The 20,452-nt window shown below is 67.1% G+C and carries 22 protein-coding genes and 1 pseudogene; 16 read left to right on the top strand and 7 right to left on the bottom strand.

Annotated elements, in window-relative coordinates; translation table 11 throughout:
* Positions 1 to 5: 5 nt before the first annotated feature.
* Entirely contained in the window at positions 6 to 458 is a 453-nt protein-coding gene (locus DWF00_RS10250; RefSeq protein ID WP_114827476.1) for a CoxG family protein, read from the bottom strand.
* Between the two features lie 152 nt (positions 459 to 610).
* Here DWF00_RS10250 and pcaB point away from each other — a divergent pair, with 152 nt between their 5' ends.
* The 5 genes from pcaB to pcaC all read left to right on the top strand — a co-directional run bounded on the left by pcaB (position 611) and on the right by pcaC (position 5,028).
* Positions 611 to 1,999: a 3-carboxy-cis,cis-muconate cycloisomerase gene (pcaB, locus tag DWF00_RS10245; RefSeq protein ID WP_210207836.1), complete on the top strand. Its 1,389-nt coding sequence runs from the start codon at positions 611 to 613 to the stop codon at positions 1,997 to 1,999.
* Positions 1,992 to 3,251 (top strand): aconitase X, encoded by a 1,260-nt coding sequence (locus DWF00_RS10240; RefSeq protein WP_114827475.1) that lies wholly within the window; start codon positions 1,992 to 1,994, stop codon positions 3,249 to 3,251. Before pcaB ends, DWF00_RS10240 begins: the two co-directional genes overlap by 8 nt.
* Positions 3,242 to 3,658 carry an aconitase X swivel domain-containing protein gene (locus DWF00_RS10235; RefSeq protein ID WP_114827474.1) on the top strand — a complete coding sequence of 139 codons (417 nt, stop codon included), beginning with the start codon at positions 3,242 to 3,244 and terminating at the stop codon, positions 3,656 to 3,658. The genes DWF00_RS10240 and DWF00_RS10235 overlap by 10 nt, the downstream gene beginning before the upstream one ends.
* 18 nt (positions 3,659 to 3,676) lie before the next feature.
* Positions 3,677 to 4,456: a 3-oxoadipate enol-lactonase gene (pcaD, locus tag DWF00_RS10230; RefSeq protein WP_114827473.1), complete on the top strand. Its 780-nt coding sequence runs from the start codon at positions 3,677 to 3,679 to the stop codon at positions 4,454 to 4,456.
* 182 nt (positions 4,457 to 4,638) lie between these two features.
* Positions 4,639 to 5,028, top strand: a complete 390-nt coding sequence (pcaC, locus tag DWF00_RS10225) for a 4-carboxymuconolactone decarboxylase (RefSeq protein WP_114827997.1) — start codon at positions 4,639 to 4,641, stop codon at positions 5,026 to 5,028.
* 200 nt (positions 5,029 to 5,228) lie between these two features.
* Here the strand turns inward: pcaC and DWF00_RS10220 are convergent, their stop codons facing one another.
* Together DWF00_RS10220 and DWF00_RS10215 are read right to left on the bottom strand one after the other, a co-directional pair.
* A complete protein-coding gene (locus DWF00_RS10220) occupies positions 5,229 to 5,747 on the bottom strand; it encodes a flavin reductase family protein (RefSeq protein WP_114827472.1) in 519 nt (172 codons plus the stop codon).
* 144 nt (positions 5,748 to 5,891) lie between these two features.
* Entirely contained in the window at positions 5,892 to 6,599 is a 708-nt protein-coding gene (locus tag DWF00_RS10215) for a GntR family transcriptional regulator (protein WP_114827471.1), read from the bottom strand.
* 134 nt (positions 6,600 to 6,733) lie between these two features.
* Between DWF00_RS10215 and DWF00_RS10210 the strand changes: the two genes are divergently transcribed.
* From DWF00_RS10210 to DWF00_RS10160, 11 genes and pseudogenes are all read left to right on the top strand, one after another.
* On the top strand, positions 6,734 to 7,636 hold the full coding sequence (locus DWF00_RS10210; protein ID WP_114827470.1) for a dihydrodipicolinate synthase family protein: 903 nt from the start codon (positions 6,734 to 6,736) through the stop codon (positions 7,634 to 7,636).
* A 38-nt stretch (positions 7,637 to 7,674) separates the two neighbouring features.
* Positions 7,675 to 8,907 (top strand): NAD(P)/FAD-dependent oxidoreductase, encoded by a 1,233-nt coding sequence (locus DWF00_RS10205; protein WP_114827469.1) that lies wholly within the window; start codon positions 7,675 to 7,677, stop codon positions 8,905 to 8,907.
* A gap of 10 nt (positions 8,908 to 8,917) precedes the next feature.
* Positions 8,918 to 9,499, top strand: a complete 582-nt coding sequence (locus tag DWF00_RS10200) for an AAA family ATPase (protein ID WP_114827468.1) — start codon at positions 8,918 to 8,920, stop codon at positions 9,497 to 9,499.
* On the top strand, positions 9,496 to 9,900 hold the full coding sequence (locus tag DWF00_RS10195; protein WP_114827467.1) for a DUF3574 domain-containing protein: 405 nt from the start codon (positions 9,496 to 9,498) through the stop codon (positions 9,898 to 9,900). Before DWF00_RS10200 ends, DWF00_RS10195 begins: the two co-directional genes overlap by 4 nt.
* A gap of 9 nt (positions 9,901 to 9,909) precedes the next feature.
* On the top strand, positions 9,910 to 10,920 hold the full coding sequence (locus tag DWF00_RS10190; RefSeq protein WP_114827466.1) for a 4-hydroxyproline epimerase: 1,011 nt from the start codon (positions 9,910 to 9,912) through the stop codon (positions 10,918 to 10,920).
* Positions 10,921 to 11,169: 249 nt separating this feature from the next.
* Positions 11,170 to 12,093, top strand: coding sequence for an ABC transporter permease subunit (locus DWF00_RS10185; protein WP_114827465.1), 924 nt, complete (start codon positions 11,170 to 11,172; stop codon positions 12,091 to 12,093).
* A gap of 4 nt (positions 12,094 to 12,097) precedes the next feature.
* Positions 12,098 to 13,480 (top strand): high-affinity branched-chain amino acid ABC transporter permease LivM, encoded by a 1,383-nt coding sequence (livM, locus tag DWF00_RS10180; protein ID WP_114827464.1) that lies wholly within the window; start codon positions 12,098 to 12,100, stop codon positions 13,478 to 13,480.
* Positions 13,480 to 14,301: pseudogene (locus tag DWF00_RS10175) on the top strand (ABC transporter ATP-binding protein); the annotation flags it as partial. The gene livM and the pseudogene DWF00_RS10175, both read left to right, overlap by 1 nt.
* Positions 14,302 to 14,330: 29 nt before the next feature.
* A complete protein-coding gene (locus DWF00_RS10170) occupies positions 14,331 to 15,056 on the top strand; it encodes an ABC transporter ATP-binding protein (protein ID WP_114827462.1) in 726 nt (241 codons plus the stop codon).
* A gap of 113 nt (positions 15,057 to 15,169) precedes the next feature.
* Positions 15,170 to 15,514 carry a DUF6867 family protein gene (locus DWF00_RS10165; RefSeq protein WP_114827461.1) on the top strand — a complete coding sequence of 115 codons (345 nt, stop codon included), beginning with the start codon at positions 15,170 to 15,172 and terminating at the stop codon, positions 15,512 to 15,514.
* 213 nt (positions 15,515 to 15,727) lie between these two features.
* Positions 15,728 to 16,843 (top strand): branched-chain amino acid ABC transporter substrate-binding protein, encoded by a 1,116-nt coding sequence (locus tag DWF00_RS10160; RefSeq protein ID WP_114827460.1) that lies wholly within the window; start codon positions 15,728 to 15,730, stop codon positions 16,841 to 16,843.
* An 82-nt stretch (positions 16,844 to 16,925) separates the two neighbouring features.
* On the opposite strand, the gene DWF00_RS10155 is transcribed toward DWF00_RS10160, so the two are convergent.
* The 4 genes from DWF00_RS10155 to rpe all read right to left on the bottom strand — a co-directional run bounded on the left by DWF00_RS10155 (position 16,926) and on the right by rpe (position 20,445).
* Entirely contained in the window at positions 16,926 to 17,639 is a 714-nt protein-coding gene (locus tag DWF00_RS10155; RefSeq protein WP_114827459.1) for a carbonic anhydrase family protein, read from the bottom strand.
* Positions 17,640 to 17,719: 80 nt separating this feature from the next.
* Positions 17,720 to 18,280, bottom strand: a complete 561-nt coding sequence (locus DWF00_RS10150) for an RBBP9/YdeN family alpha/beta hydrolase (protein WP_114827458.1) — start codon at positions 18,278 to 18,280, stop codon at positions 17,720 to 17,722.
* Between the two features lie 28 nt (positions 18,281 to 18,308).
* Positions 18,309 to 19,616: an adenylosuccinate lyase gene (gene purB, locus DWF00_RS10145; protein ID WP_114827457.1), complete on the bottom strand. Its 1,308-nt coding sequence runs from the start codon at positions 19,614 to 19,616 to the stop codon at positions 18,309 to 18,311.
* 145 nt (positions 19,617 to 19,761) lie between these two features.
* On the bottom strand, positions 19,762 to 20,445 hold the full coding sequence (gene rpe, locus DWF00_RS10140) for a ribulose-phosphate 3-epimerase (protein ID WP_114827456.1): 684 nt from the start codon (positions 20,443 to 20,445) through the stop codon (positions 19,762 to 19,764).
* Positions 20,446 to 20,452: the final 7 nt, after the last annotated feature.

Raw genomic sequence — 20,452 nt, 5'->3', positions numbered from 1 at the left:
GGAGCTCAGCCTTCGCTCACGGCCTTGGCGAAATTGCCGAAGAACTCGTCGGCGAGCTTCTTCGAGACCGAATCGATCAGCCGCGAGCCAAGCTGCATCAGCTTGCCGCCGACCTGCGCCTCGACCTCGTAGCGCAGCAGGGTCTGCCCGCCCTCGGCCTCGCTGAGCATGACCTTGGCGCCGCCCTTGGCGAAGCCGGCAATGCCGCCCTCGCCTTCGCCGACGATGTGGTAGCCGTTCGGCGGGTCGAGGTCCTGCAGCTCGACCTTGCCGCGGAAGGTCGCCTTCACCGGGCCGAGCTTGACCTTCACCACCGCGGAGAAATGCGTGTCGTCGTCCTTGCTCAGCGTCTCGCAGCCAGGAATGCAGGTCTTGAGCACCTCGGGATCGTTCAACTTGGCCCACACCACGTCCTTGCCGGCGGGCAGCACTGCCTCGCCACTCATCGTCATCGCCATGGCCGAACACTCCTTCGTCTCGCCGGAGCGGCCGGTCTGTTGCAGCCGGCCCCGCCTCGGGTCTATCCAAGTCCGCCTATCCATGATCGGAAAGCGCCTGGACGCACAAGGGGACGAAGCTTGGCTATGGTTTGCGGCGAGCGCTTGCCGGAATGGCGCATCCCCTCATGAATGACGGCAACGGCCTCTACGGCGAACTCTTCGCCGACCGGGAGATGGCAGCCCTGCTCGACGACCGGGCGGCGCTGCAAGGCATGCTCGACTTCGAGGTGGCGCTGGCGCGCGCGGAAGCCGCGGCGGGCGTCATTCCCGCCAGAGCCGCAGACGCGATCGGCGCGCAGTGCAAGGCCGAGCTCTACGACGTCGCGGCGATCGGCAAGGCGGCGACGCTGGCCGGCAATCCGGCGATCCCGCTGGTCAAGGCGCTGACGGCGCGCGTCGCCGCGATCGACCCCGAAGCCGCGAAATGGGTGCATTACGGCGCAACCAGCCAGGACGTGATCGATTCCGGCCACGCCCAGCAATATGGCGCGGCCTACCGGTTGATCCTGAAGCGCACGGCGCGCCTCGCCCACGCCCTTGCCGCTCTGACCAGGGCTCATCGGCACACGCCGATGATCGGCCGCACCTTCCTCCAGCATGCCGTGCCGATCTCCTTCGGCATCAAGGCCGCGAACTGGCTCGACCCCGTCGTCTCCTTCCATGACGACTTCATGCTCTACGGGCAGTCGGCGCATCAGCTCGGCGGTGCGGCGGGCACGCTCGCCTCGCTCGGCGACCAGGCGGTGGCCGTGCTTCAGGCCTTTGGACCGATCATGCCGTCCATCGGCGCCGTCTACACGCCCTGGCACACGCAGCGGCACCGCCCGGCGCGCATTGCCGCCAAGCTCGGCATCGTCATGGGCCATCTCGGCAAGATGGCGCAGGACATCGCGCTGATGGCGCAGACCGAGATCGGCGAGCTGGCCGAGCCGGAAGCGCCCGGCAAGGGCGGCTCCTCCGCCATGCCGCACAAGCGCAATCCGGTGCTGTGCACGCTGATCCTCGCCGCCGCCAAGCGCAGCCCCGGACTGGTCTCGACCATGCTCGCCGCCATGCCGCAGGAGCACGAGCGCGCCATGGGCGGCTGGCACGCCGAATGGCGCACCATGGCGGAGCTCTTCACCATCACCGGCTCGGCGCTGGGCCAGATGGTGACGCTGATCGAAGGGCTTCAGGTCTTCCCGGAGCGGATGCGCCGGAATCTCGACCTCACCAACGGGCTCGTCATGGCCGAGCGCGTCTCGCTCGCGCTCGCAGGTGCGATCGGCCGCGGCGAGGCTCACCACCTGCTGGAGGAGGCGAGCAGGACCTGCGTCGCCAGCGGCCGCCATCTCAAGGACGTGCTGGCCGATAACCCCGCCCTTGCCGGCAAGCTCGCCCCGGACGAGCTCGACCGGCTCTTCGACCCCGCGACCTATCGCGGCGCGACGGACGCCATCATCGACCGCATCCTCGCCCTCTACGAAGGGGAGCGCGAACACATGGTCAGCGATGGTTGAGCTCTCCCCTGAAGAGCGGGCCATCGCCGCGGGCACGCAGGGCGAAGGCGCGGCGATGGCCATGCGCATCGTCGCCGAGTCGGCGCGCTTGATGGGCGCCCCGAAGCTGATCCCGGTCGCCTCCGCCCATATCGACGGCGCGCTCTATCATGGCGATTCCGGCACGCTCTTCGCCGAGAAGCTGGTCGAGGGCGGCGCCAAGGTCGCGGTTCGCGCCACGCTGAATGTCGGCGCGCTCGCCCCGGCCGGCTGCGCCGCGATCCGCTTAGCCGCGCATGAGCGCGACATGGCCGCCCGCATGATGCGCGCCTACGAGGCGATGGGCTGCGAGCCGAGCTGGACCTGCGCGCCCTATCAGGCCGGCCACCGGCCCAAGCTCGGCAGCGACGTCGCCTGGGGCGAATCCAACGCCGTCGTCTTCTGCAATTCGGTGCTGGGCGCCCGCACCAACCGCTATGGCGACTTCCTCGACATCGCCTGCGCCATCGCTGGCCGCGCCCCCGATTACGGCCTGCACCAGCCGGAGAACCGGCTGGCGACGCTGGTGATCGATGTCCGTGGCCTGTCGCAGGCCCTGCGCGCCTCCGATGTCTTCTACCCCGTACTCGGCACGATCTTGGGCCGCACCGCCGGCAGCGCCGTCGCGGTCATAGACGGCCTGCAAGGCTGCACCACGGAAGACCGCCTGAAGGCGCTCGGAGCAGCCGCCGCCTCGGCCGGCGGCGTCGGCCTCTTCCACATCGCCGGCGTCACGCCCGAGGCGCCCGATCTCGCCACTGCGCTCGGCCGCCAGCCGCCGCGCGAGCGCATCGTCCTGACGGCGCCGGAGGTGCAGGCCGCCCTCGCCCGGCTCTCCACGGCCGGTCCGACCGAGCGCGTCGATGCGGTCGCGATCGGCTCGCCGCATCTCTCGCTGGCCGAGATCGACGAGGTCGAGCGTCTGCTGGCCGGCCGAAGCCTCAAGACCCCCCTCTACGCCAATACCGGCCGCCATGTGCTGCGCCCGCTCGAAGCCGGCGGCCGCCGCAAGGCGCTGGAGGAGGCCGGCGTGATCTTCGTCGCCGATACCTGCGTGGTGGTGACGCCGATCCTGCCCGAGATCGCGGGCGCCGTGCTGATGACCAACTCAGGCAAGTTCGCCCATTACGCGCCCGGCAACACCGGCTATGCCGTGACCTATGGCTCGCTCGCCGAATGCGTCGAGAGCGCCGTCGCCGGCCATCTCGTCAGGGAACCGCGCGCATGGGCCTGATCGCCGATATCCTGATCCCGGGCAAAGATGCCGCCGGCCCATGCCTGGCCCTGACCGCCCCGATCAGCTTCTGGGGCGGCGTCGATCCGCGAACCGGCGACATCATCGACGCCCGCCATCCCGAGCGTGGCCGCAACATCGCCGGCACCGTGCTGGCCCTGCCCGGCACGATCGGCTCGTCTTCGGCTTCCGCCGTGCTGCTCGAACTCGTCCATGCCGGCAAGGCCCCGGTCGCGATCCTGATGGACGCGCCCGACGCCATCCTGCTGCTCGGTCTGGTGGTGGCGCGCGAGATGGGCTGGCCGACGCCTCCGGCGTTGCGCCTGCCCGCCGCGCAGCAGCAGGCTCTCTCCGGGCGGCGGGTTCTGGTATCGAGCCAGGGCGCAATCACGACAGAAGCAGAATAAGATCCAGGAGAAACGCCGATGCCGATCGAGACCATTCGGGGCGAGCCCTTCAACATCCAGATCGATGGTGCCGCCGACGCGCCGGTGCTGATGCTCTCCAACTCGCTCGGCACCAATCTGCACATGTGGGACCCGCAGATCCCGGAATGGTCCAAGCAGTTCCGCGTCGTCCGCTACGATTCCCGCGGCCACGGCCAATCCACCGCACCCGACCGGCCCTATTCGATCTCCGAACTCGGCAGCGACGCGATCGCGATCATGGACCATCTCGGCCTCGACAAGGTGAACTGGTGCGGCCTGTCCAAGGGCGGCATGGTCGGGCAATGGCTCGCGACCCATGCCCGCAAGCGGCTGAACCGCGTCGTGCTCGCCAACACCGCCTCGCGCATGGGCCCACCCGAACTGTGGAACGGCCGCATCCGCAACATCCGCGCCAATGGCATGGCTGTGATCGTCGACGCGACGCTGGAGCGCTGGTTCAGCCAGCCCTTCCGCGAGCGTGACAGGGAGACCATCGCCAAGGTCAGCGAGATGCTCTCGACCACGCCGGCGCTCGGCTATGCCGGCTGCTGCGCCGCGATCCGCGACATGGACCAGCGCGAGGGGATCGCCTCGGTGACGACGCCGGTGCTCGTCATCGTCGGCAAGGTCGATCCGGCGACGCCCCCAGTCGCCGGCAAGCTGATCGCCGAGACGATCCACGGCGCCGAACTCGTCGAGCTCGACGCCGCCCACCTCTCCAATCTCGAGCAGCCCGAGGCCTTCGGCAAGGCCGTGCTCGACTTCCTGAACGCCTGAGGCTGTTCCCTCCCCCCGCTTGCGGTGGGGAGGGCTAGGGTGGGGGGCAGTCCGGCCTGGTGCGACGATGAATGGTCGCGCTCCGGCTTTGCGTCCCCCCACCCCGACCCTCCCCACCGCAAGCGGGGGGAGGGAGAAGAATGCCGACGCACCTGATATTCAGCCCCGCGGAGAACAATCTGATGGACGACGCCACCCGCTATGCCAATGGCATGAAGACGCGCCGCGCCGTGCTCGGCGAGGCCTATGTCGACAAGGCCACCTCGGCGGTCACCGAGTTCAACCGCGACTGGCAGGAGTTCATCACCCGCACCGCCTGGAACGACGTCTGGAACCGGCCGGGCCTCGAGCGCCGCGAGCGCTCGATCATCGTGCTCTCGATCGCGACGGCGCTCGGCGCCTGGGGCGAGTTCCGCATCCATGTCCGCGGCGCGCTCAACAACGGCATCAGCCGCGACGAGATCAAGGAAGTGCTGATGCAGGCGGCGATCTATGCCGGCGTGCCCGCAGCGAACCACGCCTTCAAGGAGGCGATGAGCGTGTTTGCAGAGGTCGATGCCGAGAAGGGCTGAGGTTGATAGTCGTTAAACCAGCAAAGCGCAGGAGCCCTCTCCTGTAAGGAGAGGGTTGGGTGAGGTGTAGGCCGGTTGACGCTGCTGCCGTAACCTGACCGCCCTTCCCACTGAGCTTGACTGGTGTTCTGGCCTACACCTCACCCTGCCCTCTCCTTACAGGAGAGGGTGCCCCGCGCCCGTTTCGGTAAAGTGGAGACTCAGACCGCGCCGAACCCGCGCCGGCGATAGACCAGCCCGCCGCCCAATCCCGTACCGCCGAGCGCCACGACCTCGCCGATCAGGATGCGATGCGTCGCGACAAGGTGGACGTCGATCAGCCGGCAATCGAAGGACACCAGCGCCTCGGCCAGCACCGGCGCCCCCGTCGCGAGCGTGATCCAGTCGGCAGTGGCGAAGCGGGCCTCGCCGTCGAGGTTGCGGCGCTTGGCGAAGATCGCGGCCAGTTCCTCGTGCGTGTCGCTCAAGGTGTTGATGCAGAAGGAACCGCTCGACTCGATCGCGGCCAGCGTGCGGCTGGCGCCCTCGATGCAGACCAGCATGGTCGGCGGCTCGTCCGAGACGGAGGCGACCGAGGTCGCGGTCATGCCGGCGCGGCCGGCAGGCCCAAGCGTGGTCACGACATGGACGGCGCTGGCGATCTGCGCCATCGCCTGCCGGAAGGCCGGCCCGCCGGGCGCGACGATGGCGCGCGGCTCGGCCTGTACGAGTTTGGTCATCGGCCCGATCTGCTGAAAACGAGCGAGGTTCGCCGCTGATGTAGGTGCTTTGCCGTGCGAAGGCCAGCATAGCGCCGCCGCTTCGGCATGATCAGCACGCCGAATTGAGATATATCACCAAATCTGGAATTGCGTGCGATCGCGTCAGTCCTGCCCCAGCGTGGCCAGAAGCCCGTTGCGCAGATGCAGCATCAGGGCGTCGCTCGCGGCGCGCGCAGCCTCCGGATCGGCGGTTGCCAGCGCCTGCGCGAAGGCGGCATGGAATGCGGCAGCCGGCACCAGGTCGTCCTGCCGCTCGAAATAGTACCAGGCCCGCCGGATCAGCGCCTGCAGCGGCTCGACCGCCCGCGTCGCATAGGGGCTGCGCGCCGCTGCAGCGACCGTCGCATCAAGCTCCTTGTCGAGGCGCATATAGGCATTGGCATCGCCGGCCTCGGCGGCCGAGCGCATCGCCCTCGCCTTCTCGACGATGGCGATGCGCTCGCGCGGGCTTGCCCGCTTGGCCGCATCGGAAGCAATCAGCCGCTCCAGCACCTCGCGCGCGTCGAGCGCCGCCATGATGTCGATCGCGTTGATGTCGGTCACCGCCACGCCCTTGCGCGGCAGAATCTCGACCAGCCCCTGCTGGGCCAGGCGGATCAGCGCCTCGCGCACCGGCGTGCGGCCGACGCCGACGAGGTCGATCAGTTGCGCTTCTGTGAGCACCGCGCCCGGCCGGAGCGACAATGTCACGATCGCCTCCTCGAGCCGGTGATAGGCGATCTCGGACAGGCTCGGCGTCCCGGCAGCAGCGAGCGGCGTGGCGGAATCATCGCCATTGCCGCGCGTATCGGAGGCAAAACGGCCGCTCATGCAGCTCTCCGGCGCCCTGGGCTCAGGATTGACGCGGCATCGGACATTGATATATCACCCATGAGGAACAGGCCGGAGACGGCAGCTTCGCAATCTGCAAGCGAAACGACCCAGCGCGCAAGGAGCTTTCTGCGATGACGAAATGGAGCGGCGTACTACCGGCGGTGACCACGAAATTCACCGAGGACGACAAGCTCGACATCGCCGAGATGGAGCGTTGCTTCAAGCTCCAGCTCGACGCCGGCGTCCATGGCCTGATCGTCTGCGGCTCGCTCGGCGAAGCGTCCACCCTTGAGCCGGACGAGAAGATCGAGATCCTCAAGACCGCGATCCGCGTCGCCGACGGCAAGGTTCCGGTGCTGCTGACCGTCGCGCAGGGTTCGACCAAGGCCGCCAGCAAGCTGGCCGAGGCCGGCGCCAAGGCCGGCGCCGAGGGCTTCATGGTCCTGCCCGGCGTGCCCTATAAATCCGACCAGCGCGAGACCGCGCTGCACTACCGCACCGTCGCCAGGGCCGGCGGCCTGCCGGTGATGATCTACAACAACCCGGTCGGCTACGGCGTCGACATTCCGCCGACCATGCTGGCCGAGCTCGGCGACGAGCCGCTCTTCACCGCGATCAAGGAATCCTCCGACGACGTCCGCCGCATCAGCGAGATCAAGTCGCTCTGCGGCGACCGCTTCGCGGTCCTGACCGGCGTCGACAACCTCGCGCTGGAGAGCCTGGCGCTCGGCGCCGATGGCTGGGTCGCCGGCCTCGTCGTCGCCTATCCGCGCGAGACGGTGGTGATCTACGAGCTCGCCAAGGCCGGCCGCATGGAAGAGGCCATCGCGATCTATCGCTGGTTCCGCCCGCTGCTCGATCTCGACGTCTCCAACCGGCTCGTGCAGAACATCAAGCTGGTCGAGGCGCTGGTGATCGGCTCCAATGATCGCTGCCGCGCCCCGCGCCTGCCGCTGGCAGGAGCCGAGCGCGCCCGCGTCGAGGCCATCGTCAAGGCGGCTGAGGCCAAGCGGCCAGCGCTGCCGAAACTCTGAACCAAAACGGCCTGGACGGCCGGGGAGACGAGCCTGCCATGAAGATCGCGATCGTCGGGGCAGGCATCGTCGGCGTCGCGACCGCGCACGCCCTCCTCGACGACGGCCATGAGGTTCTGATTCTCGACCGCGAGGGACCGGCCTTCGGCCCCTCGCGCGGCAATGCCGGCTGGATGGCGCATACCGACATCCTGCCGATCGCCAGCCCGAAGAACCTGCGCAACGTCCCGAAATTCCTGCTCGACCCGCTCGGGCCGCTGGCGATCCGCCCCGCCTATTTCCCCAGGCTGCTGCCCTGGCTGATCCGCTTCCTGCTGGCGGCGCGGCCCGAGGCCTTCGAGCGCTCCGTCCAGGGGCTTGGCGCGCTGCAGCAGCGCGCGCTCCCGGCCTGGCTCAAGCTGGCCGAGGCGGCCGGCGTCACCGGCCACATTCACCGCAATGGCGGGCTCTACGTCTTCACCGACAAGGCAGCCTTCGCCGAGGCCGAGCATATCGCCAAGCGCCAGGCCGAGTTCGGCATCACCGTCGACATGATCGGCCCGGACGAACTGCGCCAGCTCGAGCCAGCGCTGAAGGATCGCTTCGTCGGCGCCGCCTTCCACCCCGATACCGCCCATATCAGCGACCCGCTGGAGCTGACGCTCGCCCTGTTCGAGACGGCGCTGGCCCGCGGCGCGACCTATGAGAAGGCCGAGGTCACGAACATCTCGCTGGGCGAGCGCCCTGCCCTGATCGGCCCAGACGGCTGGCAGCGCGTCGTCGACCGTGCGGTGATCGCGGCCGGCGCCTGGTCGAAGCCGCTCGCCGCCGCGACGGGCGACAAGGTGCCGCTCGACACCGAGCGTGGCTACAATGTCAGCTTCCCCGGCGTGACCGGCCTGACCTCGCGCCCGATCGGCTTCGAGGGCCATGGCTTCGTCGTGACCCCGCTCGACTCAGGCCTGCGTATCGGCGGCGCGGTCGAGTTCGGCGGCTTTGATGCGCCACCCAACCACGCCCGCACGCGGGCGCTCTACGACAAGGCCTCCGGCTTCGTCGACGGCCTGCCAGCCTTCGACAGCGGCAATCTTTGGATGGGCTTCCGCCCGTCGCTGCCCGATTCGCTGCCGGTGATCGGCCCGGCCTCGCGCAACAAGAGCGTGTTCTACGCCTTCGGCCACGGCCATTACGGCATGACGCAATCGGCCGCGACCGGCGCGCTCATCGCCGATCTCATCGCCGGCCGGGTGCCCCCGATAGCGCTCGACCATTTCAGCCCGGCCCGCTTCTGAGGGCGCCCGGATGACGGTGGCGGACGCGATCATCCACATCAACGGCTGGCCGGGCTCGGGCAAGCTCACCATTGCGCGCGAACTCGCTTCGCTTCTCGGCGCCCGGCTGCTCGACAACCACACCATCATCAACCCGGCCGAGGCGCTGTTCGACCGGCGCGACCCGCTCTACCGCCCGCTGCGCAAGGGTTTGCGGGCCGTGATCTTCGACCATGTCGCGCAGATGAAGCCGGGCGTGCTGATCCTGACCGACGCGATCTCGGACGACGCCTTCGACAGCGCCCTCTTCGAGGAGTATCGCGCCCTTGCCGCGCAGCGCGGCGCGCTCCTCGTCTCCGTCGTTTTGAATTGCTCGCCGGAGAAAAATGCCGAGCGGCTTGTCGCGGCCGGGCGCGCCGAACGCCACAAACTGACCGACCCCGCGGTGCTCGCCTCGCTGCGCGCCGCACATCACTTGCTCCGACCGGCGGGCGTGCCGCTGATCGAGCTCGACGTCAGCGAGCTCGAGCCAGCTGATGCCGCCGCGATCCTGATGGAGCGCTGCCGTGAGGCGCTTGAATCAAGTCTTGAGCCGGCCGGGCCAAGGCAATGATTCGATTCCTGTTTCTATCTGCCCTCACGTCACTTTGCGGCTGTGCCATCGCTCCTCCTGCCTGCGCGCCGGGACAACAAGCGATGCTCGTTGCCGAGTTGCTCTTCGGCCGCAATATCGGCGACCGCCCAGGGATCAGCGAAGCTGATTTCAGCCGGTTCGTCGATCAAGAGATCACGCCGCGCTTCCCGGACGGGCTGACGATCCTCGACGGCAGGGGCCAGTATCGCGACGCGCAGCGCAATGCCCTGGTGCGCGAGCAGTCGAAGCTCGTCACCATCGCCCTGAAGGACGAGCCGGACGGGCGTGCCCGGATTGGCGCGATCACCGAGGCCTACAAGCAGCGTTTCAACCAGCAGTCGGTCGGCACGATCCTGAAGCCGGCCTGCGTTTCCTTCTGAGCGGATGCCATGAGCACACACACGTTTTTCTGCGTCGACGGCCATACCTGCGGCAATCCGGTGCGCCTCGTCGCCGGCGGCGGCCCGCGCCTGGAAGGCCGGAACATGGTCGAGAAGCGCGCGCACTTCCTGGCTGAATTCGACTGGATCCGCACCGGCCTGATGTTCGAACCGCGCGGCCACGACATGATGTCGGGCGCGATCCTCTACCCGCCGACGCGCGAGGATGCCGACATCGCCTTCCTCTTCATCGAGACCTCGGGCTGCCTGCCGATGTGCGGCCATGGCACGATCGGCACCGTCACCATGGCGCTGGAGCGCGGGCTGGTGACGCCGCGCACGCCGGGCGTCCTCAAGATCGACACGCCGGCCGGGCTGGTGACCGCGACCTATGTCCAGAACGGCCCTTATGTCGACAGCGTCCGCATCACCAACATCGCCTCCTACCTGCACGCGACCGGGCTGACGGCGCAGGTCGACGGATTGGGCGAGGTCACGGTCGACGTCGCCTATGGCGGCAATTTCTACGCGATCGTCGATCCGCAGGAGGCGATCAGCGACATCGCCGACGTCAACCCCTCCGACCTGCTGCGCTGGAGCCCGAAGCTGCGCGCCGCGCTCAACGCCAAGTACAAGTTCGAGCATCCCGAGAACCCGGCGATCAACGGCCTCAGCCACGTGCTCTGGACGGGCAAGCCGACTCAGCCCGAGGCCCATGCCCGCAACGCCGTGTTCTATGGCGACAAGGCGCTCGACCGCTCGCCCTGCGGCACCGGCACCTCTTCGCGCATGGCGCAATGGGCCGCTCAAGGAAAATTGAAGGTCGGCGACGACTTCGTCCACGAGAGCATCATCGGCACGCTCTTCCGCGGCCGGGTCGAGGCGGCAGCCAAGGTCGGCGAGCACGACGCCATCATACCTTCGATCGAGGGCTGGGCCCGGATGACCGGCTACAACACGATTTTCATCGACGATCGCGACCCGCTGGCGCATGGCTTCCAGCTCGCCGACCGCAATTAAGGGGCGTTGACCCCGAGTTATGCACTGCCCAGGCCACAATCATCTTGCGCCAAATCAGCGCTGCACCGCAAAGTCTTCTGCCTATTTCGACGGCAAAGTGGAGCAGATTGCTTTTGACAGAAAGATGGCACGGAGTGATTGTCGAGGATGCAAGCCGTTGGTAGCTCTGCGTAGCAATCGCATCCCGCATGCGCCGGCCTCATGCCGGCCAAAAGAACGGGAGCTGGTTCGAGGGGTTAGACGTCGTCAATGGAAGTGTTTCTCCAGCAGCTCATCAACGGGCTGACCCTGGGGTCGATCTACGGCCTCATCGCCATCGGCTACACGATGGTCTTCGGCATCATCGGCATGGTGAACTTCGCCCATGGCGACGTCTTCATGCTCTCCGCCTTCATCGCGCTGATCTTCTTCATGCTGGTCACGGCCGTGGTCGGCACCGGCGCCGGCATGATCATGGTGGCGCTGGTCATCGTGCTCTTCCTGGCGATGTTCTTCACCGCGCTGTGGAACTGGACGATCGAGCGGGTGGCCTATCGCCCGCTGCGCGGCTCGTTCCGGCTGGCGCCGCTGATCTCCGCGATCGGCATGTCGATTTTCCTGACCAACTTCGTCCAGGTCGTGCAGGGGCCGCGCAACAAGTCGACCGAGCCGATGCTCAACGACAAGATCACGCTGATCGACAGCGCGACCTATGCGGTCACCATCAACTACAAGCAGATCGTCATCATCCTGACGACCGTGATCCTGCTCGCCGTCTTCTGGTACATCGTGCAGAAGACGCCGCTCGGCCGGGCCCAGCGCGCCTGCGAGCAGGACCGCAAGATGGCCGGCCTGCTCGGCATCGACGTCGACCGCACCATCTCGATCACCTTCATCATGGGCGCCGCGCTCGCGGCCGTCGCCGGCGTGATGTACCTAGTCTATTACGGCTCGGTGAACTCCGCCGACGGCTTCGTCCCCGGCGTGAAGGCCTTCACCGCGGCCGTGCTCGGCGGCATCGGCTCCCTACCCGGCGCCGTCATCGGCGGCCTGCTCATCGGCCTGATCGAGATCTTCTGGTCGGGCTACGTCTCCAACGACTACAAGGACGTCGCCGCCTTCTCCATCCTGGCGGTGGTGCTCGTCTTCATGCCCTCGGGCATCCTCGGCCGACCTGAAGTCGAGAAGGTCTGACGCCATGGCGAACCCCGTCTCTGCCCCCGCCGCGCGCCAGCTCGACATGAAGGCGGCCCTCAAGGAAGCCGCCTTCGCCGCGCTGGTGACCTTCGGCCTGTGCATCCCGATCATCGCCTGGGGCACGCGCTCCAACATGGAGAACGTCCTGGTGCTCGACCCGCGCTGGGACGCGGTCGCCTGGGCCGTTGCCATCGTCTTCGTCGGCCGCTTCCTGATGGCGCTGCGCCAGCAGGGCCGCAGCGAGCGCAAGTCGATGGTGCGCTTCCTGCCGCACGGCACCTTCGCCTTCTTCCAGCGCAATTCGCGCATCTTCTCGGTCTTCGGGCTGGGCTTCCTGATCACCTTCCCGATCATCGCCATCACGCTCACCGGCTGGGGCGGCGCGCTGAAATGGATCGACAATTTCGGCGTCCAGATCCTGATCTACGTCATGCTCGGCTGGGGGCTGAACATCGTCGTCGGCCTCGCCGGCCTGCTCGACCTCGGCTATGTCGCCTTCTACGCCGTTGGCGCCTATTCCTATGCGCTGCTCGCCCAGAAATTCGGCCTGTCCTTCTGGATCCTGCTGCCGATATCCGGAATCCTCGCCGCCTTCTGGGGCATGCTGCTCGGCTTCCCGGTGCTGCGCCTGCGCGGCGACTATCTCGCCATCGTGACGCTGGCCTTCGGCGAGATCATCCGGCTCGTCCTGATCAACTGGACGGATTTCTCGAACGGCTACGCCGGCATCTCCGGCATTCCGCGCCCAAGCTTCTTCGGCATCCCCTTCAACGCCAGCGACACCGGCTTCGCGGCGGTGTTCGGGCTCGAATTCTCGCCGCTCTACCGAACCATCTTCCTCTACTACGTCATCCTCAGCCTCGCCCTGCTGACCGCCTTCGTCACGCTGCGGCTGCGCCGCCTGCCGGTCGGGCGGGCCTGGGAGGCATTGCGCGAGGACGAGATCGCCTGCCGCTCGCTCGGCATCAACACCACCAACACCAAGCTCACGGCCTTCTCGCTCGGCGCCATGTTCGGCGGCTTCGCCGGCTCGTTCTTCGCCGCGCGCCAAGGCTTCATCTCGCCTGAATCCTTCGTCTTCATGGAATCGGCGGTGATCCTGGCCATCGTCGTGCTCGGCGGCATGGGCTCGCTCTGGGGCTGCGCCATCGCCGCGATCGCGATGATCGGCGGCACCGAACTGCTGCGCGAGCTGGAATGGCTCAAGGCGATCTTCGGTCAGGACTTCGACCCGACCAAGTACCGCATGCTGATCTTCGGCTTCGCCATGGTGGTGATCATGATCTGGAAGCCGCGCGGGTTGATCTCGACCAGGGAGCCGACCGCCTTCCTCAAGGAGAAGAAGGCGATCTCCGCCGACATGGTCCAGGAGGGTCACGGCTGATGACGACCGTCCCACTGCTTCAGGTCGAGCATCTGACGATGCGCTTCGGCGGCCTCACCGCCGTCAACGACCTCTCCTTCGAGGCCCGCAAGGGCGACATCACCGCGCTGATCGGCCCCAACGGCGCCGGCAAGACCACGGTGTTCAACTGCATCACCGGCTTCTACAAGCCGACCGAAGGCATGATGACGCTGACGCAGGAGACTAGCGACGGCTCTCCGGGCGACAGCTACCTGCTCGAGCGCATGCCCGACTTCCGCATCTCCTGGAAGGCCAAGGTCGCCCGCACCTTCCAGAACATCCGCCTGTTCGGCGGCATGACCGTGCTGGAGAACCTGCTGGTGGCGCAGCACAACCCGCTGATGATCGCGTCCGGCTTCACCTTCCTCGGCGTGCTCGGCATCGGCGGCTACAAGGCGCGCGAGAAGCAGGCGATCGAGAAGGCGGCCTTCTGGCTCGACAAGATCAACCTGCTCGACCGCGCCGACGATCCTGCCGCCGACCTGCCCTATGGCGACCAGCGCCGGCTCGAGATCGCCCGCGCCATGTGCACCGACCCGCTGCTGCTCTGCCTCGACGAGCCGGCCGCCGGCCTGAACCCGCGCGAGAGCCACGACCTCAACACGCTCCTGCTCTCGATCCGCAAGGAGATGGGCACGGCCCTGCTCCTGATCGAGCACGACATGTCGGTGGTGATGGAGATCTCGGACCATGTCGTGGTGCTCGACTACGGCACCAAGATCGCCGACGGCACGCCGGCCGAAGTGCAGGCCGACCCGAAGGTGATCGCGGCCTATCTCGGCGTCGACGACGAAGAGGTCGAGGCGGTCGAAGCGGAGGTTGGCCTGCAATGAGCGCCCCGCTCCTCGCCGTCCGCGGCGTCAAGACCTTCTACGGCAAGATCATCGCCCTCAAGGGCGTCGACGTCGACGTCAACCCGGGCGAGATCGTCACGATGATCGGCGCCAACGGCGCCGGCAAGTCGACCCTGATGATGACGATCTTCGGCGCTCCCCAGGCGCGCGAAGGCACCATCGCCTATGACGGCCGCGACATCACCAAGCTGCCGAGCCACGAGATCGCCCGGCTCGGCATCGCGCAATCGCCGGAAGGGCGGCGCATCTTCCCGCGCATGACCGTCTACGAGAACCTGCAGATGGGCGCGGCCGTGCGCGATTTCGCCCATTTCGAGGAGGACCTCGAGACAATCTGCCAGCTTTTCCCGCGCGTCCGCGAGCGGCTGCAGCAGCGCGGCGGCACGCTCTCGGGCGGCGAGCAGCAGATGGTCGCGATCGCGCGCGCGCTGATGGCGCGGCCCAAGCTGCTGCTGCTCGACGAGCCCTCGCTCGGCCTGGCGCCGCTGATCGTCAAGCAGATCTTCGAGGCGATCCGCGAGCTCAACCGCACGCAGGGGCTGACCGTCTTCCTGGTCGAGCAGAACGCCTTCCATGCGCTGAAGCTCGCCCATCGCGGCTATGTCATGGTCAACGGCGTCATCACCATGAGCGGAACGGGCAAGAACCTGCTGGCCGACCCGCAGGTTCGCGCGGCCTATCTCGAAGGCGGGCGGCATTGAAGCGAGGGCCGGCCTCTCTCTCAGCCCTCATCCTGAGGAGCCGTTCCGATAGGAATGGCGTCTCGAAGGATGCGGGCCTCACCATTCTCAGACATCTGTTGGGAGCCTGACCGATGCAGGGCGTCCTCTACGAAGAACCGACCGTCTGGCTGTTCCTGCTCGTCACCATGGTGATGGGCGGCTGGGCCGCCTGGATGACCGGGCGCGCCATCGCCATCACCTGGCGGCCGGTGATCCAGCTGGTGGTCTATACGCTGGTGCTCGGGCTGGTGCTGCGCTTCATCCACTTCGCCGTCTTCCACGGCACGCTGCTCAGCCCGCAATTCTACCTCGTCGACACCGTCGTGCTGATGGCCTTCGCCCTCGCCGGCTGGCGCTACAACCGCACCCGCCAGATGACGACGCAATATCGCTGGCTCTACGAGCGCACCGGCCCCTTCAGCTGGAAGGCGCGCTAGCAGGATGCGGAAAAGTTGAGGCCGGTTTTGCGCATGAATCCTGCAAGTGGATCAGCGTGCCCAACCCCTCCGAAAGACCGAAAAACACCACCGAGCTTGCCGCGTGACAGACCGTTGAAAAAGCGCAAGACTGCTTTTCACGGTGGCACCACGCGCCGAGACGGGCCGAAACTATGGCCCGTTCCTAGTGACAATACAGGGGAGTCCCATCTCATGAAGAAGCTGCTCTTGGGCGGTATCGCCCTCGGCGCGGTCCTCGCCTTCTCCGGCGTGGCGAATGCCCAGATCAAGCTCGGCGTCGGTGGTCCGATCACCGGCCCGAACGCGGCCTTCGGCGCCCAGCTGAAGAACGGCGCCGAACAGGCGGTGGAGGACATCAACGCGGCCGGCGGCGTGCTCGGCCAGAAGATCACCATCTCGATCGGCGACGACGTCTCCGATCCGAAGCAGGGCGTCTCAGTCGCCAACAAGTTCGTCGGCGACGGCGTCAAGTGGGTGCTCGGCCACTTCAACTCCGGCGTCACCATGCCGGCCTCGGAAGTCTATGCCGAGAACGGCATCCTGATGATCAGCCCTTCGGCCACCAACCCGAAGATCACCGAGCGCGGCCTGTGGAACACCTTCCGCACCTGCGGCCGTGACGACCAGCAGGGCAGCGTCGCCTCGGCCTACCTGATCAAGAACTTCAAGGACAAGAAGATCGCGGTCGTCCACGACAAGACCACCTACGGCCAGGGCCTCGCCGACGAGACCAAGAAGGGTCTCAATGCCGGCGGCGTCAAGGAAGTGCTCTATGAAGGCGTCAACGCCGGCGAGAAGGACTTCTCGGCGCTCGTCTCCAAGCTGAAGTCGACCGGTGCCGACTATCTCTACTGGGGCGGCCTGCACACCGAAGGCGGCCTGATCGTGCGCCAGATGCGCGACCAGGGCCTGAAGACCGTGCTCGTCTCGGGCGACGGCATCACCACCGACGAGTTCGCCACGATCGGCGGCCCCGGCGTCGAAGGCACGCTGATGACCTTCCCGCCGGACCCGCAGAAGCGTCCGGAAGCGGCTGCCGTCCTCAAGAAGTTCGAGGCCCGCAAGTTCAAGCCGGAAGCCTACACCCTCTACAGCTACGCCGCCGTCCAGATCATGGCCGAAGGCGCCAAGCGCGCGAACTCCGTCGATCCCAAGAAGATCGCCGACGCGCTGCATGGCGGCCAGCCGGTCAAGACCGTGATCGGCGACATCTCCTTCGACAAGAAGGGCGACATCACCCGTCCGGACTACACCGTCTACACCTGGAAGAAGGGCGCGGACGGCAAGATCACCTATGTCGAGAATTGATCTCGGCTAGCTGATTGCTGACATGAGAAACCCGCCCCGGAGCGATCCGGGGCGGGTTTTTCTTTGGGCATCCGGCATGGGCTCACGCTGCGAAGGTGATCCGCCCGGTCGCAACGTCGTGCATCGCCGAGACGATGCTGAGTTCCTTCTTCTCGACCATCTCGGTCAGGATCGGGCTGCGCGCCGTCAACTCCTGTACGGCGAACCGGGCATTCGTCTCGGCGACGGCCTGCACGAACTTGGCGTTCTTCGACGAATGCGGTCCCTCGATGCCGGTCGTGGCCAGCACAGCCGGAGCGATGTTCGCCAGCGTCGCCGTGAGGTTGCCGAGCCGCACGTTGTCGATCGCGCCCTTGATCGCGCCGCACTCGCTGTGGCCGAGCACCACGATCAGCTTCGCGCCCGAGACCTTGGTCGCGAACTCCATGCTGCCGATGATGTCGGTATTGACGAAGTTGCCGGCAATGCGCGCGACGAAGACGTCGCCGATGCGCTGGTCGAAGACGAGCTCGACCGGCACGCGCGAGTCGATGCAGCCGATGATCGCCGCGAACGGCGCCTGGCCGGCGGCCGTGCCCCTGATCTGGGCCATCAGGTCGCAATTGATCGTCTTGCCGGCGAGAAAGCGCGCATGGCCCTCGCGCAGCCGCGCCAGGGCGAGTTCGGGCGTCTTGGCCTGCTGCCGCTCCGGCGTGAACACCTCGCAGGTCGAGGCCGGCGCCTGAGCCAGGCATTCGGACGAGAGGAAACTGGCGGCAAGCGGCAGGCAGCCGCAGAACAGGCGACGTGTCAGCATGGTCGGACTCCGAGCGGAATGGCCGAGCGCAACATTGCAGACAATCAATACGGAAAAGCGACTTAAATGCCTAGATTCCGTCAGGTCGCTTTCAACTGCCGCAAGAAGCCGGCGAAGCGCAGCAGGCCGTCCGGCCAGGGCCCGTGGCCGGATTCGGTGTTGAGATGGCCGTTATCGCCGGCGTCGACGAACTCGGCGCCCCAGGCCTCGGCCAGCGCCTTCGCCTCGTCCTGCGTGCAATAGGGATCGGTTGTGCTGGAGATCAGCACGGAGGGGAACGGCAGCGTCTCGCGCCGATGCGGGATGAAGTCAGGCGTCATGCCGGGAATGGCGCCCTTGGCCCGCTCCGAGGCCGGCGCGACGAGGAAGGCGCCAGCGACCTCGCCGGGCTTGAGATGTTCGGCCGCATGCGCCACCGCGCTGACGCCGGCCGAATGCGCGACGAGCACGACCGGCCGCGTCGCCGCGCGCACGGCCGCCACGATGCGGTTGGCCCAGGCGTCGCGCGCCGGCTTGTACCAGTCATCCTGCTCGATCCGCCGCGCGGTGGTGAGCTTGGCCTCCCAGCGGCTCTGCCAATGGTCGGGCCCGGAGCCGGACCAGCCGGGGATGATGAAGATGTCGGCGTCGGAGGATTTCATACGTTAAGCGCCTTTCCGCGGGGCCTGCTTACTGCTCCCCGAACACCCGCGCGAAGATCGTGTCGACGTGCTTGAAGTGATAGCCCTCGTCGAACATCGCCTCGAGCTCGGCCACCGAGAGCCGCGCCGTCACGTCCTTGTCGGCCTTGAGGTTGGTGAGGAAGTCCTCGCCGTGCTCCCAGGTGCGCATCGCGTTGCGCTGGACCATCGAATAGCTCTCCTCGCGGCTGGCGCCGGCCTGGGTCAGGGCCAGCAGCACGCGCTGCGAATTGTGCAGGCCGCCGAGCTTGTCGAGGTTCTTGCGCATGTTCTGCGGGTAGATCAGCAGCTTGTCGACGACGCCGGTCAGCCGCGCCAGCGCGAAGTCGAGCGTCACGGTCGCGTCGGGGCCGATCATGCGCTCGACCGAGGAGTGCGAGATGTCGCGCTCGTGCCAGAGCGCCACGTTCTCCAAGGCCGGCGTGACCATGCCGCGCACGAGGCGGGCGAGCCCGGTCAGGTTCTCGGTCAGAACCGGGTTGCGCTTGTGCGGCATCGCCGAGGAGCCCTTCTGGCCCGGCGAGAAGAACTCCTCCGCCTCATAGACCTCCGTGCGCTGGAGATGGCGGATCTCGGTCGCGAGCCGCTCGATGCAGGAGGCGACGACGCCGAGCGTGGCGAAATACATCGCATGGCGGTCGCGCGGGATGACCTGGGTCGAGACCGGCTCAACGGTCAGGCCCATCATCTCCGCGACATGCTCCTCCACCAGCGGATTGATATTGGCGAAGGTGCCGACCGCGCCGGAGATGGCGCAGGTCGCGATCTCGGCCCGCGCCGCGACGAGCCTGGCACGGCAGCGATCGAACTCGGCATAGGCCTGCGCCAGCTTGAGCCCGAAGGTCACCGGCTCGGCATGGATGCCGTGCGAGCGGCCGATCGTGGGCGTGAACTTGTGCTCGAAGGCCCGGCGCTTGATCGCTGCGAGCAGCGCATCGACATCGGCGATCAGGATGTCGGTGGCACGCGCGAGCTGCACCGCGAGCGTGGTGTCGAGCACGTCCGACGAGGTCATGCCCTGGTGGACGAAGCGCGCCTCCGGCCCGACGATCTCGGCGAGATGGGTCAGGAAGGCGATGACGTCATGCTTGGTGACGCGCTCGATCTCGTCGATGCGGGCGACGTCGAAGGTCGCGTCCTTGGCCTTGGCCCAGATCGTCGCAGCCGCCTCCTTCGGCACGACGCCGAGCTCGGCCAGCTTGTCGGTGGCATGGGCCTCGATCTCGAACCAGATCTGGAAGCGGGTCTGCGGCTCCCAGATGGCGACCATCTCGGGGCGGGAATAGCGCGGGATCATTCTTGGCCTCGCCTTATTGCACTACCGTCATGCACGGCCTTGTGCCGGGCATCCACGTCTTGAACCGTCGATGAAGGCCAAACCGGGCAAGACGTGGATGGTCGGGACAAGCCCGACCATGACGACAATGCCAAGTCGACCTCTCTCACACCCACTCGCCGCGGGCGGTCTCGGCCGCCTTGCGGATCGCGGCAATATTGGCGGCGTAGTTCGCAGGCCCGCCCTTGAAGGCGGCCGAACCGGCGACGAGCACGTCGGCGCCGGCCTTGACCGCCAGCGGCGCGGTCTCCGGCGTGATGCCGCCATCGACTTCGAGCGCGATCGGCCGCTCGCCGATCAGAGCTCGGACGCGCGCGATCTTCTCGACCACCGAGCAGATGAAGCTCTGGCCGCCGAAGCCGGGATTGACGCTCATCAGCAGGATCAGGTCGAGATCGCCGAGCAGCGGCTCGATCGCGCTCTCCGGCGTGCCGGGGTTTAGCACGATGCCGGCCTGCTTGCCCTGCGCCTTGATGGCCTGCACCGTGCGGTGCGAATGCGCGCCGGCCTCGACATGAAACGAGATCAGGTCGGCGCCCGCCTTGGCGAAGGCTTCGACATAGGGGTCGACCGGCGCGATCATCAGGTGCACGTCGAAGAACTTCGCCGTATGCGGGCGGATCGCCTTCAGCACGTCCGGGCCGAAGCTGATATTGGGCACGAAATGCCCGTCCATCACGTCGCAATGAATCCAGTCGGCGCCGGCGGCGTCGATGGCACGCACCTCTTCGCCGAGCTTGGCGAAATCGGCCGAGAGGATCGAGGGGGCGATGCGGATCGGGGCGGTCATGGCGAGC

The organism is Allobosea caraganae, from assembly GCF_003351345.1.
Lineage (GTDB): Bacteria > Pseudomonadota > Alphaproteobacteria > Rhizobiales > Beijerinckiaceae > Allobosea > Allobosea caraganae.
Note: the sequence above shows the minus strand (reverse complement) of the source record. Positions and strands in the feature narration are given on the sequence as shown.

What these genes read in the sequence shown, in the direction of transcription:
- DWF00_RS10190 (WP_114827466.1), top strand. Translation starts at nt 9,910, where the DNA reads ATGAGCACACACACGTTTTTCTGCGTCGACGGCCATACCTGCGGCAAT.
- pcaD (WP_114827473.1), top strand. Translation starts at nt 3,677, where the DNA reads ATGCCGATCGAGACCATTCGGGGCGAGCCCTTCAACATCCAGATCGAT.
- DWF00_RS10155 (WP_114827459.1), bottom strand. Translation starts at nt 17,639, where the DNA reads ATGCTGACACGTCGCCTGTTCTGCGGCTGCCTGCCGCTTGCCGCCAGT.
- purB (WP_114827457.1), bottom strand. Translation starts at nt 19,616, where the DNA reads ATGATCCCGCGCTATTCCCGCCCCGAGATGGTCGCCATCTGGGAGCCG.
- DWF00_RS10150 (WP_114827458.1), bottom strand. Translation starts at nt 18,280, where the DNA reads ATGAAATCCTCCGACGCCGACATCTTCATCATCCCCGGCTGGTCCGGC.
- livM (WP_114827464.1), top strand. Translation starts at nt 12,098, where the DNA reads ATGGCGAACCCCGTCTCTGCCCCCGCCGCGCGCCAGCTCGACATGAAG.
- DWF00_RS10160 (WP_114827460.1), top strand. Translation starts at nt 15,728, where the DNA reads ATGAAGAAGCTGCTCTTGGGCGGTATCGCCCTCGGCGCGGTCCTCGCC.
- DWF00_RS10165 (WP_114827461.1), top strand. Translation starts at nt 15,170, where the DNA reads ATGCAGGGCGTCCTCTACGAAGAACCGACCGTCTGGCTGTTCCTGCTC.
- DWF00_RS10250 (WP_114827476.1), bottom strand. Translation starts at nt 458, where the DNA reads ATGGCGATGACGATGAGTGGCGAGGCAGTGCTGCCCGCCGGCAAGGAC.
- rpe (WP_114827456.1), bottom strand. Translation starts at nt 20,445, where the DNA reads ATGACCGCCCCGATCCGCATCGCCCCCTCGATCCTCTCGGCCGATTTC.
- pcaB (WP_210207836.1), top strand. Translation starts at nt 611, where the DNA reads ATGGCGCATCCCCTCATGAATGACGGCAACGGCCTCTACGGCGAACTC.
- DWF00_RS10185 (WP_114827465.1), top strand. Translation starts at nt 11,170, where the DNA reads ATGGAAGTGTTTCTCCAGCAGCTCATCAACGGGCTGACCCTGGGGTCG.
- DWF00_RS10240 (WP_114827475.1), top strand. Translation starts at nt 1,992, where the DNA reads ATGGTTGAGCTCTCCCCTGAAGAGCGGGCCATCGCCGCGGGCACGCAG.
- DWF00_RS10205 (WP_114827469.1), top strand. Translation starts at nt 7,675, where the DNA reads ATGAAGATCGCGATCGTCGGGGCAGGCATCGTCGGCGTCGCGACCGCG.
- DWF00_RS10215 (WP_114827471.1), bottom strand. Translation starts at nt 6,599, where the DNA reads ATGAGCGGCCGTTTTGCCTCCGATACGCGCGGCAATGGCGATGATTCC.
- pcaC (WP_114827997.1), top strand. Translation starts at nt 4,639, where the DNA reads ATGGACGACGCCACCCGCTATGCCAATGGCATGAAGACGCGCCGCGCC.
- DWF00_RS10200 (WP_114827468.1), top strand. Translation starts at nt 8,918, where the DNA reads ATGACGGTGGCGGACGCGATCATCCACATCAACGGCTGGCCGGGCTCG.
- DWF00_RS10235 (WP_114827474.1), top strand. Translation starts at nt 3,242, where the DNA reads ATGGGCCTGATCGCCGATATCCTGATCCCGGGCAAAGATGCCGCCGGC.
- DWF00_RS10195 (WP_114827467.1), top strand. Translation starts at nt 9,496, where the DNA reads ATGATTCGATTCCTGTTTCTATCTGCCCTCACGTCACTTTGCGGCTGT.
- DWF00_RS10210 (WP_114827470.1), top strand. Translation starts at nt 6,734, where the DNA reads ATGACGAAATGGAGCGGCGTACTACCGGCGGTGACCACGAAATTCACC.
- DWF00_RS10170 (WP_114827462.1), top strand. Translation starts at nt 14,331, where the DNA reads ATGAGCGCCCCGCTCCTCGCCGTCCGCGGCGTCAAGACCTTCTACGGC.
- DWF00_RS10220 (WP_114827472.1), bottom strand. Translation starts at nt 5,747, where the DNA reads ATGACCAAACTCGTACAGGCCGAGCCGCGCGCCATCGTCGCGCCCGGC.